The organism is Nocardia sp. CDC519, assembly GCF_059509835.1.
This window is the reverse complement of record NZ_CM183377.1, coordinates 1,156,116-1,177,640: the sequence shown is the minus strand read 5'-3', so window position 1 is coordinate 1,177,640 and position 21,525 is coordinate 1,156,116. Positions and strand designations below refer to the sequence as shown.

The following is a 21,525-nucleotide window of genomic DNA, read 5'->3' as shown; positions in this document are numbered from 1 at the left end:
CGAAAGGGCACGCAGGCAGCGCAATCGCACCTTGCCGAGACCGAATTCTCCGGCATAATCGCGTGGGTACCAGCCGGGGTGCGCGGCTGCCGATGCCTGATCGGGAAGAGGGGACGGATGGGGGCGAATCAGCTTGGCGGCCAAGCGCTTACCCGCCGCGCGCTCACCGATGCCGCGGTCGCGACCGTCGCCGGAATACTCGCCGTGGACCCGTCCACGATCAGCACCGGCACGAGCTTCGCCGACCTCGGCCTCGGCTCGGCGCAATTGGCTCGGTTGACCGCGCATCTGGAGGACGCCTTCGGCGTCGAGGTGCCGATCACCGCCCTGTACGACCACCCCGATATCGAACAACTGGTCGACTCCCTCATGCGATGAGCCCACCCCATCCCACCTCGACGCCGGTCTCGGTCATCGGCATCGGCTGCCGCCTGCCCGGAGCCGACGGACCGCAGCAGTTCTGGCAGCTGCTCCTCGACGGCCGAGACGTCACCGGAATGCCGCCGCAGGGCCGCGCCGGTCATCAGCGAGGCGGTTACCTCACCCGGATCGACCGCTTCGACAACGAGTTCTTCGGGATCTCCGGCCGCGAGGCAGCGGTGATGGACCCACAGCAGCGGATCGCCTTGGAAGTGGCCGTCGAGGCACTCGACGATGCCGGAATCGGCTACCGCGCACGCGGTTCGGCGGGCGCGGTGATCTTCGGCGCCTGCGGGTTCGAGCACGGCGGTGCGGTACTCGGACACGGCGGCTACGACCCGCCGTACGCCGTGACCGGCTCGGCGTCGAGCATCATCGCCAACCGGCTGTCCTACGCCCTCGATCTGCGCGGCCCGAGCCTGGTAGTCGACACGGCCTGCTCGTCGTCGCTGGTCGCGGTGGATCTGGCGGTGCGATTGCTCGCCGACGGCAGCGTGCCGTTCGCGGTGGTCGGTGGCGTCAACCTGACCTTGCTTCCGCATACCGGCGACTATCTGGCCGAGGCCGGGTTCCTATCGCCCACCGGCCGGTGCGCACCGTTCGACGCGGCCGCCGACGGCTATGTGCGCGGCGAAGGGTGCGCCGTCGTCGTGTTGCAACGCAGTGTCGACGCTCGGCGCGAGGGCAATCGCACGTATGCGGAGATCGTCGGCTCGGCGGTCGGCTCGGACGGCCGGTCCAATGGGTTGTACGCGCCGAACGGGCGGGCGCAGCGCGAGATCATCCGGACGGCGTGGCAGCGTGCCGGGCTCACTCCGAGCGTGCTCGGGTATCTCGAATGTCACGGCACCGGTACCGCTTTGGGTGACGCGGTGGAGGTCGGGGCACTGGCCGAGGTGCGCGCGGAGGCCGATGGCGATGCCTGGATCGGATCGCTCAAATCCACTGTCGGCCATCTGGAAGCCGCGGCCGGAGTGGCCGGGTTGATGAAGGCCGCGCTGGCCGTGCATCACGGAACCATTCCGCCGACCGCCAATTTCACCTCGCCCAATCCATTGCTGCGGCTCGACGAGCGCGGGCTGCGTGTGCCGGAGGTGGCCGTCGACTGGACCGGCGTGCCCGCGGTCGAGCGATATGCCGGGGTCAGCTCGTTCGGCTTCGGCGGAACCAATGCGCATGTCGCGCTGCGTGGGGTCGTGAAGCCGCAACCGCGCGAGCCGCAGCCACCATCGCTCATACCGCTGTCGGGTCGCGACGCGGGCGAACTGAGGGAAACTGCGTCGCTGATGGCGCGGATGCTGGATCCTGCGGCATTCGTTCGTGATGCCGACTCCGGCGTCAGCGCTCGGCGCGGTCCTGACGCCGTGCGTGCGGCGGTGGATGACGCCGATAGCGCCGACCGGCCGATCGGCCATGCGGAGCCGATCACAGCGCGCCCCGGCCCACCCGCGGCCGAGCAACCCACCCAGGTCTCGGCGGCTGACGGTGACCGTCGCGGCGGCACTCCGCTGCCGGTTCTCGCCGCGGGCTCGGCCCGGCTCATCGGCGCGGCGATGCGGGCGGCGGTGATCGCCGACGACGCCGCGGCCGCCGTCGCCGGGCTGCGTGGATTGGCCGGGGGCGCAGCGGATCCGCGCGTGATCGGGCCGGCGGCACAGCGTCGGCCCGGTGGATTGCTGTTGCTGTTCTCCGGTCAGGGCGGCCAGCATGCGCGGATGGGACGGGTGCTCGCCGCGCGCTATCCGGTGTTCGCCCGCGCGCTCACCGCGGCCGCCGATGCCGTCTGCGACGCGGGTGGACCGCGGGTATGGACGCCGCGACGTGGCTTCGGCGGCAACGACAGCGGACGTAACGCGACCGAGGTCGTGCAGCCCGCGTTGTTCGTCTATCAGATCGCGCTGTCGGAGCTGCTCGCCTCATTCGGGGTGCGCCCCGACGGCGTGGCCGGGCACAGCCTCGGCGAAGTCGCCGCGGCCGCGGTGAGCGGAGCATTGACGTTGGCGGACGCGGCGCGGGTGGTCGTCGCGCGCAGCCGGGCATTGGCGCGGTTGGACGGTCAGGGTGCGATGGCGGTGCTCGAGGCCGAACCGGACCAGGTGGCGCTCATGGTCGAGCCGCTGCGGGCGTCGGCCGGGATCGCGGCGGTCAACGGACCGCGTTCGGTGGTGGTGTCCGGCACCGAACGCTCGGTGGAGGCGGTGGTGCGGCGGGCACGGCGGCGAGGCCTGTTCGCCCGTCGGGTGGCGGTGGCCTTCGCGGCGCACAGCCCGCAGGTGGAGGCGGTGCTGCCGGAGTTCTGCGCGGCCATCAAGGACGTCGTCGCCCGCGTACCGCAGACGCCGGTGTACTCGACCACCCATGCCGGTCGCACGATCACCTCCGATGCCACCGACGCCGAGTACTGGCTCGATAATGCCCGTGGCACAGTCGAACTCGCACGCGCGTTGCGCAGCGCCGCCGATGCGGGGTTCTCGACGGTGCTGGAGATCGGCCCGCATCCGCAGCTGATCTCGGCAGTGCGTGATCACGACGATCTCGGCATGACCGCGCATGCGGCGACCGCTCGCGACGACGAGGCGGCAGGCCTGCTCGCCTGCCTCGCCCAGCTGTATGTGGAAGGCCGGGCACTGAATTGGTCGGCGCTCGGCGGGTTTTCGGGTGCCCCGCGCAGGCGATGGCGGCGGCGCCGGTTTCCGCTCGTCGCCGGTGCGGCATCGGCCGGTGCCGAGGATTTCGGCGAGCACGTGGTCGGCGGTGTGGCTCTGGTGCCCGCGGCGTATTGGTTGCGGCGGTTCACGCAGTTGGCCGGTGCGTGCGGGCGGGCCGCGCTCGCGGAGGTCGTGGTGCACGCGCCACTGGCGGCCGGCGCGACAGCCGAGGTGGTGTTGCGGCGGGAATCGGAAAGTGTGCGGGCGGAGGCCCCGGGCGCCGGAACGCTGGCTAAAGCACGGCTCACCGATGGCCCCACACCCGGTGACATCATCGCATGGATGCGGGTGGTCGATGCCAATCGGGCAGGCCGCAGCGGTCTGCGTGTCATCGCACCCACCGCCTTCTACGCGGCGCTGCGCGAGCGCGGACTCGCCTACGGCCCTGCGTTTCGCCCGCTGCGTACCATTGCCGGCGGCCACGACCGTGCGATCGGCACCCTCGCGCCCGCCGACGCCGACGCCACCGCGACGATCGACGGCTGCCTGCACCTGCTGGCCGCCCTCGACCACTCCGCTCTCCCGCCCGATGCCGTCCCGCTTCCGATCGCCATCGCCGCGGCCTGGCTGTCCACCGAACGAGACCGCCGCCTCTGCGAGGTCCACGCCCTGCTGCGTACCCGCACCGCCACCGGGCTCATCGGCGACGTCATCGCCACCGACCAGCACGGCGCACCCGCCCTTGCCCTCACCGGTGTCCAGATCCGCTTCACCCGTCCGGGCGGCGAGCCGGCGAACCCGGTGGCGGCGCCGGCGGATGCGCTCGCGCCCCGGCGCGGGGCGCGCACACCCGTGGGCGCGGACACGGTCGTGCGAAGCACGGGCACGGTCGATTTCGATTCCACGTGGCACACCGGGGACGTCCGGAGCGACCCGTGGCAGCCGACTCCGCCCGATGCCACTGCCCGGTCGACGCCGGGCCGGACGGCGCTCCCCGGCCGCCCGCCCATCGCCTACCCGGACCGGGCAGCGCCTGCCCTCACCCGCGTCCCCGAAGCGCCCACCGTGTGGTGGCGCGAGACCTGGGAACCGTTCGAGTTCCCCGCGCCTTCGCCGAGTCCGGTGACCGCGACGGCATCGGTGAATCCCGCCGGGCCCGGCGCGGGCGCGGAGGTTCGGCGGATGCTGGTGGTCGGTGAATCGGAGGCTGCGGTCCGGCTGACGCGGGTGCTGGATCGGCGCATGCCCAGTGAGCGGGTGGCGCGAGAGGCGGATGCGGCCGCACCGATCGTGGACGCGGTCCTCGCGGGCAGGACCGCGGCGGCGCGGACGGCAGTGGTCGTGGTGTGGCCCGCCGACGATGACGACCTGGCCGACGCGGGGTACGGGGCAGTCGTCGATCGGATGGGGCGCGTGCTCGACCTGGTACAGCGAGTCGTGCGCAGCCCCGTGGCGGCTTCGCTGAGCATGGTGCTGCCCGAGCTGCACGGTGTCGCCGAGCCGAGCGTGATCGGCGGGGTCGCGGGGCTGCTGCGCTCGGTGCGGCTGGAATCCGGTCCGATGGTGCGGCTGGTGTGGACCGATGACCGTGGCGACCCGGAGATGCTGGCCGGATTGCTCACCGATGCGTCGCCGGGACTCCCGGCGGAGCTGCGGCTCACCGGCGGCGGGCCGGCCACCCGCCGGTTCGTCCCGGTGGCACCGGAGCGGGCGCCCGGCACCATCGACCCGCTCGGCACGTATGTGGTCTGTGGCGGGCTCGGCACGCTGGGTTCGGTCGCGGTGCGGTGGCTGCTCGACAGCGGCGCCCGCGACGTGGTGGTGCCGACGCGCGCCCCGCGGCCGGTGCCGCCGCTGCTGGATGGTCGCGAGGATCGGATCGTGGTGGTGCGCTGCGATACCGCCGATCGCACCGATCTCGACCACGCTCTGCGCGATATCCGCGAATGCGGTTCCACCATCCGCGGTGTGGTGCATGCCGCCGGCGCACTGGAGGACGCACTGATCGAGGACGTCACTCCCACCCAGCTGGACCGGATGTTCGCGCCCAAACTGGCCGCCGCCACCAACCTCATCGAACTGACCGCCGCCGATCCCACCGATTTCGTGCTGCTGTTCTCCTCCGCCGCCGGTGCGTTCGGCGCACCCGGCCAGTCGGCGTACGCCTGCGCGAATGCCGCCATGGACGCCCTCGTCCACCGTTATCCGCATCGGCGCGTCATCAGCGTCGGATGGGGACTGTGGGACACCGGGCTGGCCGAATCTGCCGGTGGGGCCGACCATTTGCGGCGGGCGGGCATCGTCCCGTTCGACGCCGATCGTGGCGCGGAGCTGTTGCAGCAGGCCATCGGCCATCAGGCGGGCCACCTGGTCGCGCTGGACTACCGGGAGACGGCGGATCCGTCACCGGTGGCGCAGCGCTTGGCCGAACTGCTGGCCGGGCGCCGAGCCGTCACCGAGCCCGGTCCCACCGGGGATACCCAGCTGGTTGCCCTGATCCACCGAATCCTCGCGAACACCTTGCGGGTGGCTGCCGATTCCATCGATACCGCAACGGATTTCAACGATCTCGGCTTGACGTCACTGCTCGCTGTCGAGATGCGCCGCGCGCTCGAGCACGAACTGCGTATCCGCATCGCGACCGCGGACCTGTTCCGCCATCCCACCGTCGAATCGCTGGCCGCCGCGCTCGCCGAACGCATCGAGCACCCGGCTGCCGGTCACCCCACATGACGCCGTCGTCCTATCTGCTGCACGAGCGCGTGGGGGCACATGCCCTCGACCGGCCGGACGCGGACGCTGTCGTCACCTTGACCTATCGGGGGACCGAACGCCTTGCCGCGGCATCGACCTATTCCGTACTTCACCACGCCGCCCTCGCTTACGCGCAGACCTTGCTCGACATCAGTGCGCCAGGGGACCGGATAGCCATCATGTGCCCGCACGGAGCCGCCTACGCCGTGGCGTTCCTGGCCTGCCTGAACTCCGGACGCATTGCGGTGCCGCTGTTTCCGGTGGGCCGTCCGGTCGAGGCCGAGCGCGCGGCCGTGATCCTCGCCCACGCCCGCCCCACGGTGGCGCTCACCGCGCCCGGCGATTCGCGAACATCGGCGATCATCGGTGAGCTGCCCGTCGTCACCGTCGATCCACTGGTAGAAACGCGAACCGACCCGCAGCCACCGCCGGTCGATCCCGCGAGTACGGCCTACCTCCAATACACCTCCGGCTCGACGCGCACGCCCGCGGGTGTCGAGGTGACGCACGCGAATCTCGCTGCGGCGATACGGCAATTGCGATCCACCCTACCGGCGACGACCGCCGCGCCCATCGTTTCCTGGCTGCCGTTCTTTCACGACCTGGGTTTGGTGTTCGGGCTGTCGCTGCCGCTGTATTCGGGGGTGCCTGCCGTGACCATGGCTCCGGAAGAATTCGCCAAACGTCCGGCGCGCTGGCTGCGCGCCTGCTCGGACTATCGTGCCGGTGCCACCGCGACACCGAATTTCGGCCTGGCCCTGTCGGTTTCACACACCACGGAGGCGGAACGCGATGGATTGGACCTGTCCGCGCTTCGTGTCGTTCTCAACGGCGCCGAACCCATCCGTGCGGCAACCCTCACCGAATTCACCGCCACCTACGCGGCACACGGGTTCCGTCACCACGCCCACACACCGGGTTTCGGGCTCGCCGAGGCCACCCTTCCGGTCACCATCGCGGGCCAGGACGACGAACCGGTGGCGCGGCTGTTCGATCGCCGGGCGCTCGGTGCGGGGCGGGTCGTCGTCACCGACGACGAGCCGACCGGCACCCGGCTGGTCGGGTGTGGCGTGCCGGTGGGGCAGCGGATCGCCATCGTCGACCCGGACCGCGGCACCGAGGTCGAGCCCGGCCGAGTCGGCGAGATCTGGGTGGCGGGCCCGAATGTCTGCGCGGGCTACTTCGAGAACCCCGCGGTATCGGCCGCGACCTTCGACCAGCCCTTGCCCTCGACATCCGGCGGATGGCTGCGCACCGGCGATCTCGGGTTCCGGCACGACGGCCAGCTGTACATCGCCGGACGGTGCAAGGACGTGATCGTGGTGGACGGCCGCAATCATTACCCCGCCGATATCGAGGCGACCGTGACGGCCTGCGCGCCGGAACTGCGGCCGGGGCGGATCGCGGCGTTCGGTCACGACGACGGCAGCAGCGAGCAACTGGTGCTTGTCGCCGAGATCAGGGCGGCCGATGTCTGTGCCACGCAGATCGACCGCCGGATCCGCAGTGCCGTCGCGACGGTCCACGGCATCACCCCGCGCGACATCGTGCTGACCGTGCGCGGTCGGCTACCACTCACCAGCAGCGGAAAGATTCGCCGCTCGGCCTGCCGGGAACACTATGTTGCGGGCACACTCTGAGTCTCCACAGCGGCGCGATCATTCGGTGCGGCCGAGGAGCCGGTCGGTTTCGCGGCGTTCACGTTTGGTTGGCCTGCCGGAACCGCGATCGCGGCGCGGCATGGTGGCGAGGATTTCCCGCGACGGCGGCGGCGGACTGCGGTCGATCAGGCATTGCGCGGCGATCGGAGCGCTCACTCGTTTGGTGATGACGCGCTCGACGATCACGATGCGTTCGATACCGCTGATCCGGATGCGCACCTCGTCGCCCGGGCGGACGGGCTGGGCGGGCTTGGCCGTCGTGCCGTTGACGCGGACGTGCCCACCTCGGCAGGCTTCAGCGGCGGCTGAGCGGGTTTTGAACAGCCGGACCGCCCAGGTCCAGGAATCCACTCGGGCCTGGTTCGCGGTGTTCTGGTTGCCGGGCTCGGCGCGGGCCACTCTTTAGACGATACGGCGTGCGGTGACCACGTCGTCGGGGCTCAGCGGGGTGTAGGAGACCGGGGTACCGGACTGGACCGCGTTGAGCAGCTGACCGCCGCCGGCGTAGATGCCGACGTGTCCGCCACCGTTGGTGATGACGATGTCACCGGGACGCAGATCGTGGAAGGCCACGGGAGCGCCGACGTGCGACTGTTCGAAGCTGGTGCGGGGAAGCTTGATTCCGGCCTGCCGGTAGGCCCACTGGACCAGACCGGAGCAGTCGAAGCTGAACGGGCCCGCCGCGCCCCAGGAGTACTGGGCGCCGACCTTGGTCTTGGCGGCGTTGAGGGCGATATCGCCGGGGGAGTTGTCGAACACGCCGGGCATCACCGGGGCGAAGCCGGGAACACCGGGTGCCGGGGCGGCGGCCTGCGGCCCGCCCTGCGCGTGCGGGGCCATGGCGGCCTGCAACTGCTTGTTGAGCTCGTCTACCGGCTGCTGGAACTCGGGCGGGACGTCCACCTCGAACTTACCGACGCCGGGAACGTCGATCGTGGCCGCCGATGCCGAAATGGCCGGCATGGCCCCTGTGGATGCTGCCACCGCGCCCATGACGAGCGCACCCTTGACGGAATTCGGCAAACGAGAATCCCGCTGCAAGCTGTGTTTACCCACCGAGCTGCGTCTCCGATCTTCGTGCTCTACCGCCGACCGAGCAAGGTTGACGACTATCTGCCGATGCCCGGTTCGAACAGCCGAGACCCACGAATCCCGACCGACGATGAAGCGGTGACCAGGTGGCGCCGCCTCTCTGACGAAGCGACAGACTCCACTAAGTCACGAGAAGATTACGGTGCGGACGCGATGTTGTCCAGCGCACAGAGCAGGGACTTTTCGAGATCTGCACACGCGGATGCAAACACAGTGCGCAACCGGACCATTCGCTCGGAGCCGCTTCGATAACGGACCGGTATCGCTGAAAACCTCCCGTTATCGGACCGATGCCGATAGTTACCCATCATCGGAGCTGGCCACGGATTTGCCAGCGTGAACAGCTACCACCCGTGAACCCGAACAGCATCCGCACAGCTATCTTCCGCGGGCCGAACCGCCGGCGAGATCGCCGACCGAGCGCTCGAGTTCTTCGATCCTGCGCCGCGCGGCCGCCAGCTCGACCTCCAGTTTCCCGACAGCCATCACCAGGGGCCCGACCGCCAGGTCCGCCACCAACTGCGGATCGTCGTAACCGCGCTGAATGGCGATGAGGATGTTGTCGCGAATCCGGCTCGCGACCACCGAACCGGCGGGGACCTCCCAGGACTCGACGACCTCGGCGGTGCCGGAGGGAATCTCGTCCTCGCCGGGCATCTCGTGCTCGCCGGACATAGTCGACTCCAATCTTCGCGGGAGGCCCAGCTTAGTTTCGGCAGGCACCGGCCGCGTCGCCGCCGCTCCGTGATCATGAATCGATAGCCGTATCTAGGACACGCCGTAGAGATGCCCAGAGATCTCTGTCGATCCGCGCTACGGTGTCGGGGTATGGACCCCGTGCGCAATCCGTATGCTCCCGGCGCCGGTCAGCGCCCACCCGAATTGGCCGGGCGCGATAAGCAACTCGACGCTTTCGACATCGTGCTCGAACGCATCGCGCGCGGGCGGCCCGAACGCAGCGTCATGCTCACCGGGCTGCGTGGAGTCGGAAAAACCGTGCTGCTCAATCAACTTCGTTCCGCCGCGGTCTCCCGCGGTTGGGGCACGGGCAAGATCGAGGCTCGTCCCGATCAAGAATTGCGAAGGCCACTGTCGTCGGCGCTGCATATGGCCGTCCGCGCGATCGCGATGGCGCATCGCAATCCCGAGCGGGTCGACGATTTCCTCGGCATCCTCAAGGCCTTCGCTCTGCGCGCGACCGCGGACAAGGGCATGCGGGAACGCTGGCAGCCCGGCATCGACGTGCCCGCCGTGACCGGGCGCGCCGACTCCGGCGATATCGAGATCGACCTGGTGGAGCTGTTGGTCGAGGCGGCCGCGCTGGCCGCCGATATCGGGGTCGGGATCGCGATCTTCATCGACGAAATGCAGGATCTCGGGCCCGCCGACATCTCCGCCATCTGCGGGGCCTGTCACGAACTGAGTCAGGACGCGGCGCCGCTGATCGTGGTCGGCGCGGGTCTGCCACATCTGCCCGCGGTGCTCTCGGCCTCGAAAAGCTATTCCGAGCGGCTGTTCAGCTACCACCGCATCGATCGGCTGGACCGCGAATCCGCCGACCAGGCACTCATCGCGCCGGCCGAACGCGAGGAAGTGAAGTTCACCGACGAAGCACTGCGGGCGCTGTACCAAAAGGCCGACGGCTACCCCTATTTCGTGCAGGCCTACGGCAAGGCGACCTGGGATCAGGCCCCTGGCAGCCCGATCACCGCCGAGGACGTGGCGGTCGCCGCGCCGACGGCCGAGGAGGAGCTCGCGGTCGGCTTCTTCGGTTCCCGCTATGAACGCGCAACCCCCGCCGAACGGGAGTACATGCGGGCCATGGCGGATCTGTCCGGCGATGACGGCCCGGTCGCGACGGCGGCGGTTGCCGCGGAACTCGGCCGGAAACCGGCGTCGCTGTCGCCGGCGCGCGATGGGCTGATCAAGAAGGGGCTGATCTACTCGGCCGAGCGCGGGACGATCGGATTCACCGTTCCACATTTCGGCCGGTATCTGCGCAGCGTCTGATTGCCCGTTATCCACCCTTCTACCGCGAGGGTTAGAAACCTGTAGAAATCGCCGGACTCCAGACCTACCGGCGGGTAACCAACTTTCCTACACTCGAATGTGATCCCGATCACGTCCGAGGAGCAGATATGGCTACCACCGCGAAAGTCGACGCCACCGAGGAACAGGCCCGGGCTCTCGTCGAAGAATCCCGCGAAACCGGCTGGGCCAAGCCATCCTTCGCCAAGGAGATGTTTCTCGGGCGATTCCGGCTGGACCTGATCCACCCGTATCCACGCCCTACCGCCGACGACGCCGACCGCACCGACGAGTTCCTGGCCCGGCTGCGCCCGGTCTGCGCCTCGATAGACGGCGCGCTGATCGAGGAGCAGTCGCGCATTCCCGATGATTACGTCCGCGCGCTGGCCGACCTCGGCTGCTTCGGCCTGAAGATCCCGCACGACTACGGCGGGCAAGGCCTGTCGCAGTACGGCTACAACCGGGCGCTCATGCTGGTCGGCTCGGCACACCCGAGCCTCGGCGTGCTGCTGTCGGCGCACCAGTCCATCGGTGTGCCCGAACCGCTCAAACTGGCGGGCACCGAAGAGCAGAAGCGTGAATTCCTGCCCCGCTGCGCCGCGGGCGCGGTCAGCGCGTTCCTGCTCACCGAACCCGACGTCGGCTCCGATCCGGCACGCATGGCGAGCACCGCAACCCCGACCGCGGACGGCGAGGCCTACGAACTCAACGGGGTGAAGCTGTGGACCACCAATGGCGTGGTGGCCGAACTGCTGGTGGTGATGGCACGAGTGCCCAAGAGCGAGGGGCATCGCGGCGGGATCTCGGCGTTCGTGGTCGAGGCGGACTCACCGGGATTGACCGTGGAGCGGCGCAATGCGTTCATGGGCCTGCACGGCATCGAGAACGGCGTCACCAGGATGCACAACGTTCGGGTGCCTGCACGCAATCTGGTCGGCCGCGAGGGCGATGGGCTCAAGATCGCACTCACCACGCTCAATGCGGGCAGGCTGGCGATTCCGGCGCTGTGCACTGCGGCGTCGAAATGGTCGCTGAAGATCGCCAGGGAATGGAGCGGTCAGCGGGTGCAGTGGGGCAGGCCGGTCGGCGAGCACGCCGCGGTCGCGGCGAAGCTGTCGTTCATCGCGGCCACCACCTTCGCGCTGGAAGCGGTGCTCGATCTGTCGGGCACCATGGCCGACGAGGGCCGCAACGACATCCGGATCGAAGCGGCCCTGGCCAAACTGTGGTCCAGCGAGATGAGCTGCCGGATCGCCGACGAACTGGTCCAGATCCGTGGCGGCCGGGGCTACGAGACCGCCGCCTCGCTGGCCGCCCGCGGCGAACGCGCCGTTCCCGCCGAACAGCTGGTGCGCGATCTACGGATCAACCGCATCTTCGAAGGCTCCAGCGAGATCATGCGGCTGTTGATCGCCCGCGAGATGGCCGATGCGCATATGGCCGCCGCCGGCGCGCTGGTCGACCGGAACGCGGAGTTCAAGGACAAGGCCAAGGCGGCCGTCGGGGCTGGCGGTTTCTACGCGAAGTGGTTCCCGCAGCTGGCTGTGGGTGCCGGCACCGTGCCCGCGAGCTATCCCGAGTTCGGCCCGCTGGCCGGGCATCTGCGGTTCGTGGAGCGCAACGCGCGCAAACAGGCCCGGTCGCTGATGTACGCGATGGCGCGCTGGCAGGCGGGCCTGGAGTACCGGCAGAACTTCCTCGGCCGCATCGTCGATATCGGTGCGGAGCTGTTCGCCATGTCCGCGGCCTGCGTGCGAGCCCAGGACCTGCGCACCGCCGGTGCGGTGGAGGCGCGCTCGGCGACCGAACTGGCCGACACCTTCTGCCGGCAGGCCAGGCTCCGGGTCCGGGCACTGTTCGAAGCGCTCTGGGACAACACCGATGACGAGGACCGCGCGCTGACCCGCGGCGTGCTCGACGGCAACCACGAATGGCTCGAGGACGGTGTGCTCGATCAGAGTGAAGGCACCGGCCCGTGGATCGCCGAATGGCAGTTCGGTCCGTCGACCCAGACCAATCTGCTGCGCCCGTTCCTGCCCTCGACCCGCCGCGTGGGGACCTGACCGCACCGCGCCGGAGCGCGATGGAAATATTCAGCAATCTCGGCTATGCGCTAGAACTCGCAATACCTGCATCGCGAAGCGGGCACCCATCGTCGTCAGCGCAATCTACGGTTATCTAGTAGTTCTGCTCGATAGCCGAAGACAAACCTCCACACGGCCATCAGCAGAATCTGCGAAGATATAGCAAAAATTGTAGATACACCCATAATTTCCTGCTTTCCATGCGGGCCGCCCCCGATGTCGACCGCAGGACTCGGTTGGACAACGTGTGCATAACGCCAGGTAGGTGCGGCTAACGGGGCACCATCCGGCAGCGACATCCGGACGAGAACACTCCGACCACGGTGCGGACCTGTCCCACGGTGGGGCCGACAGGAGATAGTCATGTCCACGATGACCCTTGCGTGCCGGGCAGCCGACCACGACGGCCATCGCCTCACCGTGGCCACCGACGACGGCGTCCCGCTCGCCGTGCGCGTCTTCGGCGCCGACGACGCCCCGCTGACCGTGGTCTTCGTGCACGGACATTGCCTGCACACCGAATCCTGGTCGTTCCTGCGGGCCCATCTGCTGCGGCACTGGGGCGGCGCGACCCGCATGGTGTTCTACGACCACCGCGGCCACGGCGAATCCGGTGCGGGTGATCCGGCCACCTACACGATCGAACAACTCGGCCGCGACCTCGACACGGTGCTGCGAACGGTGAGCCCGCGCGGACCGGTGGTGCTGGTCGGTCATTCGATGGGCGCGATGGTGGTGCTGGCCTATGCGCGATTGTTCCCGCAGTCGATCGGCACCCGCGTCGTCGGAGTGGGGCTCATCGCCGGTGCCGCCAAGGGACTCACCGAGGTCGGCCTCGGCAGGTTGCTGAATCGGCGCGCGGTGAACTCACTGCATTTCGCGGTGCGGCGGGCGCCTCGGACGATGCAGGCCTCGAAGCGGCTCTCGCGGCGAATCCTCGAACCTATCCTGCGGGAAGCGAATTTCGGTACCAGGAAGGTGAATCCGCGTCTGGTCGCGCTCGCCACCGCCATGATGAACGAGACCTCACTGCTCACCATGGCCGGATTCCTGTCATCCCTGATGGCCTTCGACGAGACGGCCGCTCTGCACCGGCTCGGCGCGATTCCGGCGCTGGTGCTGGCGGGCACGGCCGACATCATGGTGCCGTTCACCCATTCGGTGGTGCTGGCCTCGCAGTTGTCGGGTTCGGAACTGGTGCGGCTCGAAGGAGCAGGTCACGGCGTGATCTTGGAACGCGCGGAGGAGGTCGCCGCCTCGATCGCCGGCCTGGTGGAGCGAGCCTTCGCGGCGGCCACAGGGCACGGCGGCGGGTACGCGTCGGCGGGCTGAAGACATCGCTACTTGCCGGTATCCGACGAGCCGAATCCGATAACTTCAGTTACTGTGTTGTAGATCACGATGTGTGGTCGGTCACACGACACGCCGTCACGCGGCCAGCGAGGTCCGCGCGGTAGCCGATCCGGATGACCGGGTATGAACTCAGGAGGAATCGATGACACGCAGCGAATTCGCGGATCTCCGCTACGCCGTCGGCCAACTCCGGCAGTCCATAGAGGCACTGCGCGCGAACTACGGCGATGCCACTACGGTGCGCCGCCTCGAAAACGATTTGGAGCGGCTCACCATCGACAGCGAAGACCTCGAGCAGTCACCGCCACCGAGAGTGACCAAGCGGTCACAGGAACCCATCTACGTGCCCGACAGCAAGTCCGACGAGGCCGCGTGGATGGGCGCACAGGACGAGGGCCTGGGCTTCCACTCCCGCCCCCGCACCACATAGCCCTGCCGTCGTCCGCCCGCCGCACGCGGGCGGACGACGTGCGTCTACCTCCCGATCCCCGTTCCCGCGGCGAGTTGCCACCGGTTCACCACACCCGGCGCCGGCGCATCGCCCGCGATCGACTGTGATACAAATCACCGCACTACGGCGGGGTCCGCGTTGGCGAGACCCTGCTCATGCGATAGCACCTGCGGCGTATGGTGCTCAGCATCACATTCGATCGCGGAGGTAATGATGACCACCCGCACCGCGGATCAGCGAGGGATCGACCGGTGAGTGCCGCACCGACCGTGACCCCCGAAACGGGAACCGGCGTCTTCAGCAGGACAAGGGCCCGCATCACGCAGCAGACATTGCGCACCGACCGATGGTGGGTGCCACCACTGTTCACGGTGCTCGGCCTGGCCGCGTTCGTCATCTACGCGACGATCCGCTCGTATGTGCGCACGGCCTACTGGGTCGCCGACTACCACTACCTGACGCCGTTCTACTCGCCGTGCCTGAGCACCTCCTGCGTCGAGGGCTCCAGCCATTTCGGCACGCCGATCGGTGACATCCCCGCGATTCTGCCGCTCGGGTTCGTGGCGCTGCCGTTCCTGCTCGGTTTCCGGCTCACCTGCTACTACTACCGCAAGGCCTACTACCGCTCGGTGTGGCTGTCGCCGCCGGCCTGCGCTGTCGCCGAACCGCACAAGAGCTACACCGGCGAGACCAGGCTGCCGCTGATCATCCAGAACGTGCACCGCTACTTCTTCTATGTCGCGGTGATCATCTCGGTGATCAACACCTACGACGCCATCGGCGCCTATCACGGCGCGAGCGGCGGCTTCGGGATGGGTCTGGGCAGCCTGATCCTCACCGGCAATGTGATCCTGCTGTGGGCTTACACCCTGTCCTGCCATTCGTGCAGGCATATCGCGGGCGGCAGGCTCAAACACTTCTCCGCCCATCCGGTGCGGTACTGGTTCTGGACCCAGGTCTCCAAGCTCAACACCCGGCACATGGCCCTGGCCTGGACCACCCTCGGCACGCTGGTGATCACCGACTTCTACGTGATGTTGGTTGCCAGCGGGACGATTTCGGATCTTCGATTCATCGACTGAGGAGTTTTCGCGGCTATGCCAGAAGTGGAACGGCACGCATACGACGTCGTCGTCATCGGTGCCGGTGGCGCCGGACTGCGCGCGGTGATCGAGGCTCGGGAACGTGGTCTTTCGGTGGCGGTGGTGTGCAAATCGCTGTTCGGCAAGGCCCATACCGTGATGGCCGAGGGCGGCTGCGCGGCGTCGATGGGCAATGCCAACGAGAAGGACAACTGGGAAACCCACTTCCGTGACACCATGCGCGGCGGCAAATTCCTCAACAACTGGCGCATGGCCGAACTGCACGCCCGTGAGGCGCCGGACCGGGTGTGGGAGCTGGAAACCTATGGCGCACTGTTCGATCGGACACCCGACGGGCGGATCAGTCAGCGCAATTTCGGCGGCCACACCTATCCCCGGCTGGCGCACGTCGGCGACCGGACCGGTCTGGAGATCATCCGGACCATGCAGCAGAAGATCGTGTCGCTGCAGCAGGAGGATTTCGCCGCGACCGGCGATTACGAGTCGCGGATCAAGGTCTTCGCCGAATGCACGGTGACCGAACTGCTCAAGGACGGCGACCGGATCAGCGGCGCCTTCGGCTATTGGCGCGAATCCGGCCGGTTCATCCTCTTCGAGACACCCGCGGTGGTGCTCGCCACCGGCGGGATCGGCAAGTCCTACAAGGTCACCTCGAACTCCTGGGAGTACACCGGCGACGGCCACGCGCTCGCGCTGCGCGCCGGGGCCGCCCTGATCAATATGGAGTTCCTGCAGTTCCACCCCACCGGCATGGTCTGGCCACCGAGTGTGAAAGGCATCCTGGTCACCGAAGGTGTGCGCGGTGACGGCGGGGTGCTCAAGAACACCGACGGCAAGCGGTTCATGTTCGACTACATCCCCGCGGTGTTCAAGGGCCAGTACGCCGAGACCGAGGCCGAGGCCGATCAGTGGCTGCGCGATAACGATTCCGCGCGCCGCACACCCGATCTGCTGCCGCGCGACGAGGTGGCACGCGCCATCAACGAGGAGGTCAAGGCCGGTCGCGGCACCGAGCACGGCGGTGTCTACCTCGATATCGCCTCCCGGATGCCGGCCGAGGAGATCGTGCGCAGGTTGCCGTCGATGCATCACCAGTTCAAGGAGCTGGCCGATGTGGACATCACCAAGGAGCCGATGGAGGTCGGCCCCACCTGCCATTACGTGATGGGCGGCATCGAGGTGGATCCCGATACCGGCGCGGCGCGGGTGCCCGGTCTGTTCGCGGCTGGTGAGTGTTCCGGCGGTATGCACGGCTCGAACCGGCTCGGCGGCAATTCGCTGTCGGACCTGCTGGTCTTCGGCCGGCGGGCGGGGCTGGGTGCGGCCGCTTACGTGGAGGGATTGGGCTCCCGGCCCGCGGTCGCCGACGCCGATATCGCCGCGGCCGCGACAACCGCACTGGCCCCATTCGATCCGCCTGCCACGGGCACCGGCGAGAACCCGTACACCCTGCACACCGATCTGCAGCAGACCATGAACGATCTGGTCGGCATCATCCGCAAGGAACACGAGGTGCGCGAGGCCATCGACAAGCTGGCCGAGCTGCGCGAGCGGTTCACGGCGGTGACGGTGGAGGGCCATCGCCAGTTCAACCCGGGCTGGCATCTCGCGCTCGATCTACGGAACATGCTGCTGGTCAGCGAATGCGTCGCGCAGGCGGCGCTGCTGCGCACCGAGAGCCGCGGCGGCCACACCCGCGACGACCACCCGGCCATGGATCCGCAATGGCGCAACAAGCTCCTGGTCTGCACGCTGGACCCGGCGCGACCGGACGACATGGTGCCCGGTGTGTCGGTGACGGTCGAGGATCAGCCGCCGATGCGGTCGGAACTGCTGGCGCTGTTCGATCTGGCCGAACTCGAGAAGTACTACACCCCAGCCGAACTCGCCGGGCATCCGGCGGCCGGAGTTTCCACCGACGGAGAGGCCTGACTATGGGTTACGACGCCAGGTTCCGCATCTGGCGCGGCGATATCGACGGCGGCGAGCTGCACGACTTCACCGTGCCCGTGCACGAGGGCGAGGTGGTGCTCGACATCATCCACCGCTTACAGGCCACTCAGGCGCCCGATCTCGCGGTGCGCTGGAATTGCAAAGCGGGTAAATGCGGTTCGTGCTCGGCGGAGGTGAACGGCAGGCCGCGGCTGCTGTGCATGACCCGGATGTCGACATTCACCCAGGACGAGCTCATCACGGTGACGCCGATGCGGACCTTCCCGGTCATCAAGGATCTGGTGACCGACGTGTCGTTCAACTACGAAAAGGCCAGGGAAATACCGTCGTTCACCCCGCCGCCGGATCTGAAGCCGGGGGAGTACCGGATGAAACAGGTCGATGTGGAGCGGTCGCAGGAATTCCGCAAATGCATCGAATGTTTCCTGTGCCAGAACACCTGTCACGTCGTTCGCGATCACGAGGAGAACAAGCAGGCGTTCTCCGGTCCGCGGTTCTTGATGCGCATCGCCGAATTGGAGATGCATCCGCTCGATGTGGCCGACCGCCGGGATATGGCTCAGGAGGAGCACGGCCTCGGCCTGTGCAATATCACCAAATGCTGCACCGAGGTGTGCCCGGAGCACATCAAGATCACCGACAACGCGCTCATTCCGATGAAGGAACGGGTGGTCGACCGCAAGTACGATCCGCTGGTGTGGCTGGGCAACAAGCTGTTTCGCCGCTGACCGGCGGTCTACAGCTGGGCCGTCACCGCTCGCTCGGCGGTGTCGGCACCCTCACAGCAGGGCCACCACACCCGCTGCCACCAGCCATACCAGCGCCCCGACGAGCAATGCCGACGCCAACGAGCCGGTGAGTACATAGATACCCACCGCCGACACCGCGAAAAGCAGCGCGACGATAAGCCATTCGACCCAGTCGTGCGGCCGCAATCTGCGGTACAAGGGGTGGGTGTTTTTCAGCCCACGATCCACAAGTTGTTGTCTACCCGTTATCTTCGGATGTCAAACACCAGGTAGATCGTGGGCCGGTGCGCTCGAGGCTAGGAAGTGCCGGGCCGGTCGAATTCACCGTCCTGCACGCCCGCGGTGAACGCGGCCCATTCGCCCGGGGTGAAGATCAGGGCGGGGCCGTCCGGGTTCTTTCCGTCACGCATGCCGACGTGGCCGTCGGCGAGCAGTGCCACCTCGACGGCGTCGCCGTTTTCCCCTTCGCCCGCGCGCAGCCAGGTCGCGCCGGTCAGGTCGATGTCGGCGCCCTTGTCGATACTCATGCCAGGAACTCCTTCGCCAGCTGCCGCAGCAGGTGCCTACTCGATGGACCGTCCAGCGCGGAGTGCCGGAGGTTCTCGTGCGCCCGATGGTACCGGCGCACATCCGCCGGGCGTTCCAGATACAGATCCCCGGTCAGACCCTCGGCGTGCACCACCGGCGGTTCCAGCGGACGGCCCGATCGGTCGACGCCGAATTCCAGGATGGTGAACGCGCCGGTGCCGACACCGAGCGGTACGCCGGCGGTGAACGGCAGCACCCGTACGGTGACATTGTCCCTGGTGCCCGCGTCCGCCAGCTGCCGCAGCTGGCCCGTCATCGCCTTCGCGCCGCCGACCATCCGGCGCAGCACCGCTTCGTGCACGATCACATCCAGGTTCGCCGGTGCGACCCTGCGGGAGATCAGCGCCTGCCGTTGCAGCCGCAGCTGCACCCGCTTGTCGAGTGCGGCCTCGTCGTCACCGGGGTGGGCCAGTCGGTACAGCGCCCGTGCGTAGTCGGCGGTCTGCAACAGCGGAGGGACGAGCTCGGGATGATAGGCCGTGACGGATTCCGCCGCCGCCTCCAAACCCACGTATACGTCGAAGGTTTCGGGAATCACGTCACCGAAGGCGTGCCACCAGCTCGGGGTGTCGGCCTGCTGGGCGAGCCCGGCCAGGCCCTCGGCGAGTTGATCGGGGACACCGTAGATCCGGCACAGCTCCCGGATGTCGATGGTGCGGATCCGGTCGGCCTGACCCTTCTCCAGCCGTTGCAGGGTGCTGGCGCCCCATTCCATCAGCCGAGCCGCCTGGGCGATGGTCAACCCCGCCTGGGTGCGCATATCGCGCAGATACCGGCCGAGTTGCCGCCGCGGCAGACTCGTGGATTTGCTTCCCGAACTCACCGAACCAGCTGGCACCGCATGCTCCGTTCTGCTCTGGGATCAGCCCCTTGGCGTCGATCCGGAGAAGCCATGCGTGCGGTCCCCCGTCACACTTCGCCTGGGCATTGGGATCTTTCATCCACTATGGGCAATCCTGCACTCCACAACGGATCTTGTGCTGGGAATTCGCGCGAAAAGTCGGCAGATCCGGAAACTGCGCCTGCAGGGGCCGCCGTGATGGTGTGCTGGAAGTGTGCCGGGCCGGAAAACTGCCTCGCACAAGGGGAATCACGCAGGACTCCGAAGTCTAGTACGAGGTATCGCACGCAGAACGGGGAGAGTCATGACCGTACACCTCACCGAGTCGTCGCCGACCGCAGGCGACCCAGCCGCTCCCGGCGCCCACCGCGCCGCGTGGACGGGGGTCGCGTAATGCAGCTGACCAACCTCAATATGCATGTCGCGTCGCTACTGGCGTGCCGCAACGATCCCGGCGTCATGACCACCGAACAGGCCCATGCGGCAATGCAGTTGCATCTCGACTGCACCGTCGACGAATGCCGGGTACGGCGGCGCGCGCGGGCGACCCTGGTGGAATCGGGCCGGTGTGTCCTCGACGATCGAGCGCTGCGGTAGTGAGGGGGCAGCGCTCGATCACCGGCCGGTGATCAATGCCAGGAATGGTCGGTGATCGGAGTCCGTGGGCCGAACTTCGGTTTACGGGCCTGGCCGCTGACCGACAGCAGCCGCACCGAGCGATAACGGTGCGGCCGTAGCGGTTCCAGATATTCCACCATCGCGGCATCGTCGAGTGGGCGCCCGAGCAGGGTCCAGCCGACGATCGCCGCGAGGTGGAAATCACCCACCGACAGGGCGTCGGCATCGCCGAAGGCCCGCTGCGAGATCTCGGCGACCGTCCACTCGCCGATCCCGGGCACGCTGCGCAGCAGCTTCGCCGCCGCGGCGGGCTCCATCCCGGTGCCACGCTCGAGCGAATCGGCCACCCGCGCCGCCCGGACGATGGTCTGCGCCCGCTGCGGGCCCACGTTCGCACGGTGGTAGGTCCAGGACGGGATATGGCGCCAGCCGTCGGCGTCCGGGGCCACCCGCATGCCGTCGGGCGCCGGGCCCGGCGGTATGCAGCCGAATTGGCGCACCAGCCGTCGCCATGAGGCGTGCGCGGCGACGGTGTGCACCTTCTGCTCGAGCACGGCGGGTACCAGCGCTTGGAACACCAGCCCGGTGCGCAGCATGCGCAGGCCTGGATGGCGGCGGTGTGCCTCGGCGATCTTCGGGTGCTCGGGCGCGAAGCCGGACAGATCCTCGTCCAGGCACAGCATCCAGGGCAACCGCTCGAGGAACTCGTCGGCGCCGGACCCCCAGGCACGGGCCCGCACAGCACATGGTCCGGCCTGGACGAGCCGGTAGGTGACGGGCCCGGACGGCATTCGGGCGGTGAGCCAATGCGCGCCGTCACGGGTCAGCTGATAGCAGGGATCGCCGGGGCCGCGGCGCAGCGGTGAGATCGTGTGCGCTAGATCGATCGGCCGCTCCGAGGTGACGATGCGGTCGGAGCCGGTGCGGCTCGCTTCCGATTCGACCCTGACATCACGCACGGTTTCATTGTGCGCTCCGGCGGCCAGGCATCCGCAGTAAGGGGTGGGAGCCGCCGGGCGGCAGCGGGCTCCCCGGTCCCTATCACGATCCGATGACGGCATAGCCGCAGGTAAGGCCGGGTTTGTAACGTTCGGGAATATCCAGCGATAATGGCGGCGAATCGGCAAACAGCTGGCAGTCGCCACTACGGAGGTTTTCGACAATGATCACCAACGCGCTCAA

Annotated in this window: 19 protein-coding genes; 11 read left to right on the top strand and 8 right to left on the bottom strand. The window is 68.2% G+C overall.

What is annotated here, in order from left to right:
- Positions 1–117: 117 nt before the first annotated feature.
- The 3 genes from AC5W7N_RS05190 to AC5W7N_RS05180 are packed head-to-tail and all read left to right on the top strand — an operon-like array spanning position 118 to position 7,462.
- Complete coding sequence (locus AC5W7N_RS05190; RefSeq protein ID WP_163813412.1) at positions 118–378, top strand: acyl carrier protein; 261 nt, start codon at positions 118–120, stop codon at positions 376–378.
- Positions 375–5,801 (top strand): SDR family NAD(P)-dependent oxidoreductase, encoded by a 5,427-nt coding sequence (locus AC5W7N_RS05185; protein ID WP_495923344.1) that lies wholly within the window; start codon positions 375–377, stop codon positions 5,799–5,801. Before AC5W7N_RS05190 ends, AC5W7N_RS05185 begins: the two co-directional genes overlap by 4 nt.
- Positions 5,798–7,462, top strand: a complete 1,665-nt coding sequence (locus tag AC5W7N_RS05180; protein WP_495923343.1) for a fatty acyl-AMP ligase — start codon at positions 5,798–5,800, stop codon at positions 7,460–7,462. Before AC5W7N_RS05185 ends, AC5W7N_RS05180 begins: the two co-directional genes overlap by 4 nt.
- A gap of 18 nt (positions 7,463–7,480) precedes the next feature.
- Here AC5W7N_RS05180 and AC5W7N_RS05175 read toward each other — a convergent pair whose 3' ends face one another.
- The 3 genes from AC5W7N_RS05175 to AC5W7N_RS05165 all read right to left on the bottom strand — a co-directional run bounded on the left by AC5W7N_RS05175 (position 7,481) and on the right by AC5W7N_RS05165 (position 9,250).
- Positions 7,481–7,882 (bottom strand): RNA-binding S4 domain-containing protein, encoded by a 402-nt coding sequence (locus tag AC5W7N_RS05175; protein ID WP_195020320.1) that lies wholly within the window; start codon positions 7,880–7,882, stop codon positions 7,481–7,483.
- A 3-nt stretch (positions 7,883–7,885) separates the two neighbouring features.
- Entirely contained in the window at positions 7,886–8,476 is a 591-nt protein-coding gene (locus AC5W7N_RS05170) for a C40 family peptidase (protein WP_163813454.1), read from the bottom strand.
- A 477-nt stretch (positions 8,477–8,953) separates the two neighbouring features.
- Entirely contained in the window at positions 8,954–9,250 is a 297-nt protein-coding gene (locus AC5W7N_RS05165) for a hypothetical protein (protein WP_163813408.1), read from the bottom strand.
- Between the two features lie 153 nt (positions 9,251–9,403).
- On the opposite strand from AC5W7N_RS05165, the gene AC5W7N_RS05160 reads away from it, so the two are divergent.
- From AC5W7N_RS05160 to AC5W7N_RS05130, 7 genes are all read left to right on the top strand, one after another.
- The gene (locus AC5W7N_RS05160) at positions 9,404–10,585 is read left to right on the top strand and encodes an ATP-binding protein (RefSeq protein ID WP_163813407.1); all 1,182 of its coding nucleotides are present in this window, start codon (positions 9,404–9,406) and stop codon (positions 10,583–10,585) included.
- Between the two features lie 128 nt (positions 10,586–10,713).
- Positions 10,714–12,666 (top strand): acyl-CoA dehydrogenase family protein, encoded by a 1,953-nt coding sequence (locus AC5W7N_RS05155; RefSeq protein ID WP_194990442.1) that lies wholly within the window; start codon positions 10,714–10,716, stop codon positions 12,664–12,666.
- A gap of 393 nt (positions 12,667–13,059) precedes the next feature.
- Positions 13,060–14,019 (top strand): alpha/beta fold hydrolase, encoded by a 960-nt coding sequence (locus tag AC5W7N_RS05150; protein WP_495924036.1) that lies wholly within the window; start codon positions 13,060–13,062, stop codon positions 14,017–14,019.
- 163 nt (positions 14,020–14,182) lie between these two features.
- Complete coding sequence (locus AC5W7N_RS05145; protein WP_194990444.1) at positions 14,183–14,470, top strand: Rv0250c family protein; 288 nt, start codon at positions 14,183–14,185, stop codon at positions 14,468–14,470.
- A 272-nt stretch (positions 14,471–14,742) separates the two neighbouring features.
- Positions 14,743–15,573 (top strand): succinate dehydrogenase subunit SdhC, encoded by an 831-nt coding sequence (gene sdhC, locus AC5W7N_RS05140; protein WP_163813403.1) that lies wholly within the window; start codon positions 14,743–14,745, stop codon positions 15,571–15,573.
- Positions 15,574–15,588: 15 nt separating this feature from the next.
- On the top strand, positions 15,589–17,526 hold the full coding sequence (locus AC5W7N_RS05135) for a fumarate reductase/succinate dehydrogenase flavoprotein subunit (RefSeq protein WP_495923342.1): 1,938 nt from the start codon (positions 15,589–15,591) through the stop codon (positions 17,524–17,526).
- 2 nt (positions 17,527–17,528) lie between these two features.
- A complete protein-coding gene (locus tag AC5W7N_RS05130; protein WP_163813401.1) occupies positions 17,529–18,275 on the top strand; it encodes a succinate dehydrogenase/fumarate reductase iron-sulfur subunit in 747 nt (248 codons plus the stop codon).
- A 51-nt stretch (positions 18,276–18,326) separates the two neighbouring features.
- Here the strand turns inward: AC5W7N_RS05130 and AC5W7N_RS05125 are convergent, their stop codons facing one another.
- The 3 genes from AC5W7N_RS05125 to AC5W7N_RS05115 form a co-directional block, all read right to left on the bottom strand.
- A complete protein-coding gene (locus tag AC5W7N_RS05125; RefSeq protein WP_163813280.1) occupies positions 18,327–18,524 on the bottom strand; it encodes a DUF4175 domain-containing protein in 198 nt (65 codons plus the stop codon).
- Positions 18,525–18,592: 68 nt separating this feature from the next.
- Positions 18,593–18,823 (bottom strand): DUF397 domain-containing protein, encoded by a 231-nt coding sequence (locus AC5W7N_RS05120; RefSeq protein WP_163813400.1) that lies wholly within the window; start codon positions 18,821–18,823, stop codon positions 18,593–18,595.
- Positions 18,820–19,722 carry a helix-turn-helix domain-containing protein gene (locus AC5W7N_RS05115; RefSeq protein ID WP_495923341.1) on the bottom strand — a complete coding sequence of 301 codons (903 nt, stop codon included), beginning with the start codon at positions 19,720–19,722 and terminating at the stop codon, positions 18,820–18,822. Before AC5W7N_RS05115 ends, AC5W7N_RS05120 begins: the two co-directional genes overlap by 4 nt.
- A 396-nt stretch (positions 19,723–20,118) precedes the next feature.
- On the opposite strand from AC5W7N_RS05115, the gene AC5W7N_RS05110 reads away from it, so the two are divergent.
- On the top strand, positions 20,119–20,322 hold the full coding sequence (locus AC5W7N_RS05110; protein WP_036541697.1) for a hypothetical protein: 204 nt from the start codon (positions 20,119–20,121) through the stop codon (positions 20,320–20,322).
- 32 nt (positions 20,323–20,354) lie between these two features.
- Here the strand turns inward: AC5W7N_RS05110 and AC5W7N_RS05105 are convergent, their stop codons facing one another.
- On the bottom strand, positions 20,355–21,302 hold the full coding sequence (locus AC5W7N_RS05105; protein ID WP_195006873.1) for a DNA-3-methyladenine glycosylase family protein: 948 nt from the start codon (positions 21,300–21,302) through the stop codon (positions 20,355–20,357).
- 82 nt (positions 21,303–21,384) lie between these two features.
- Positions 21,385–21,513 (bottom strand): hypothetical protein, encoded by a 129-nt coding sequence (locus AC5W7N_RS05100; RefSeq protein WP_495923340.1) that lies wholly within the window; start codon positions 21,511–21,513, stop codon positions 21,385–21,387.
- Positions 21,514–21,525 lie beyond the last annotated feature (12 nt).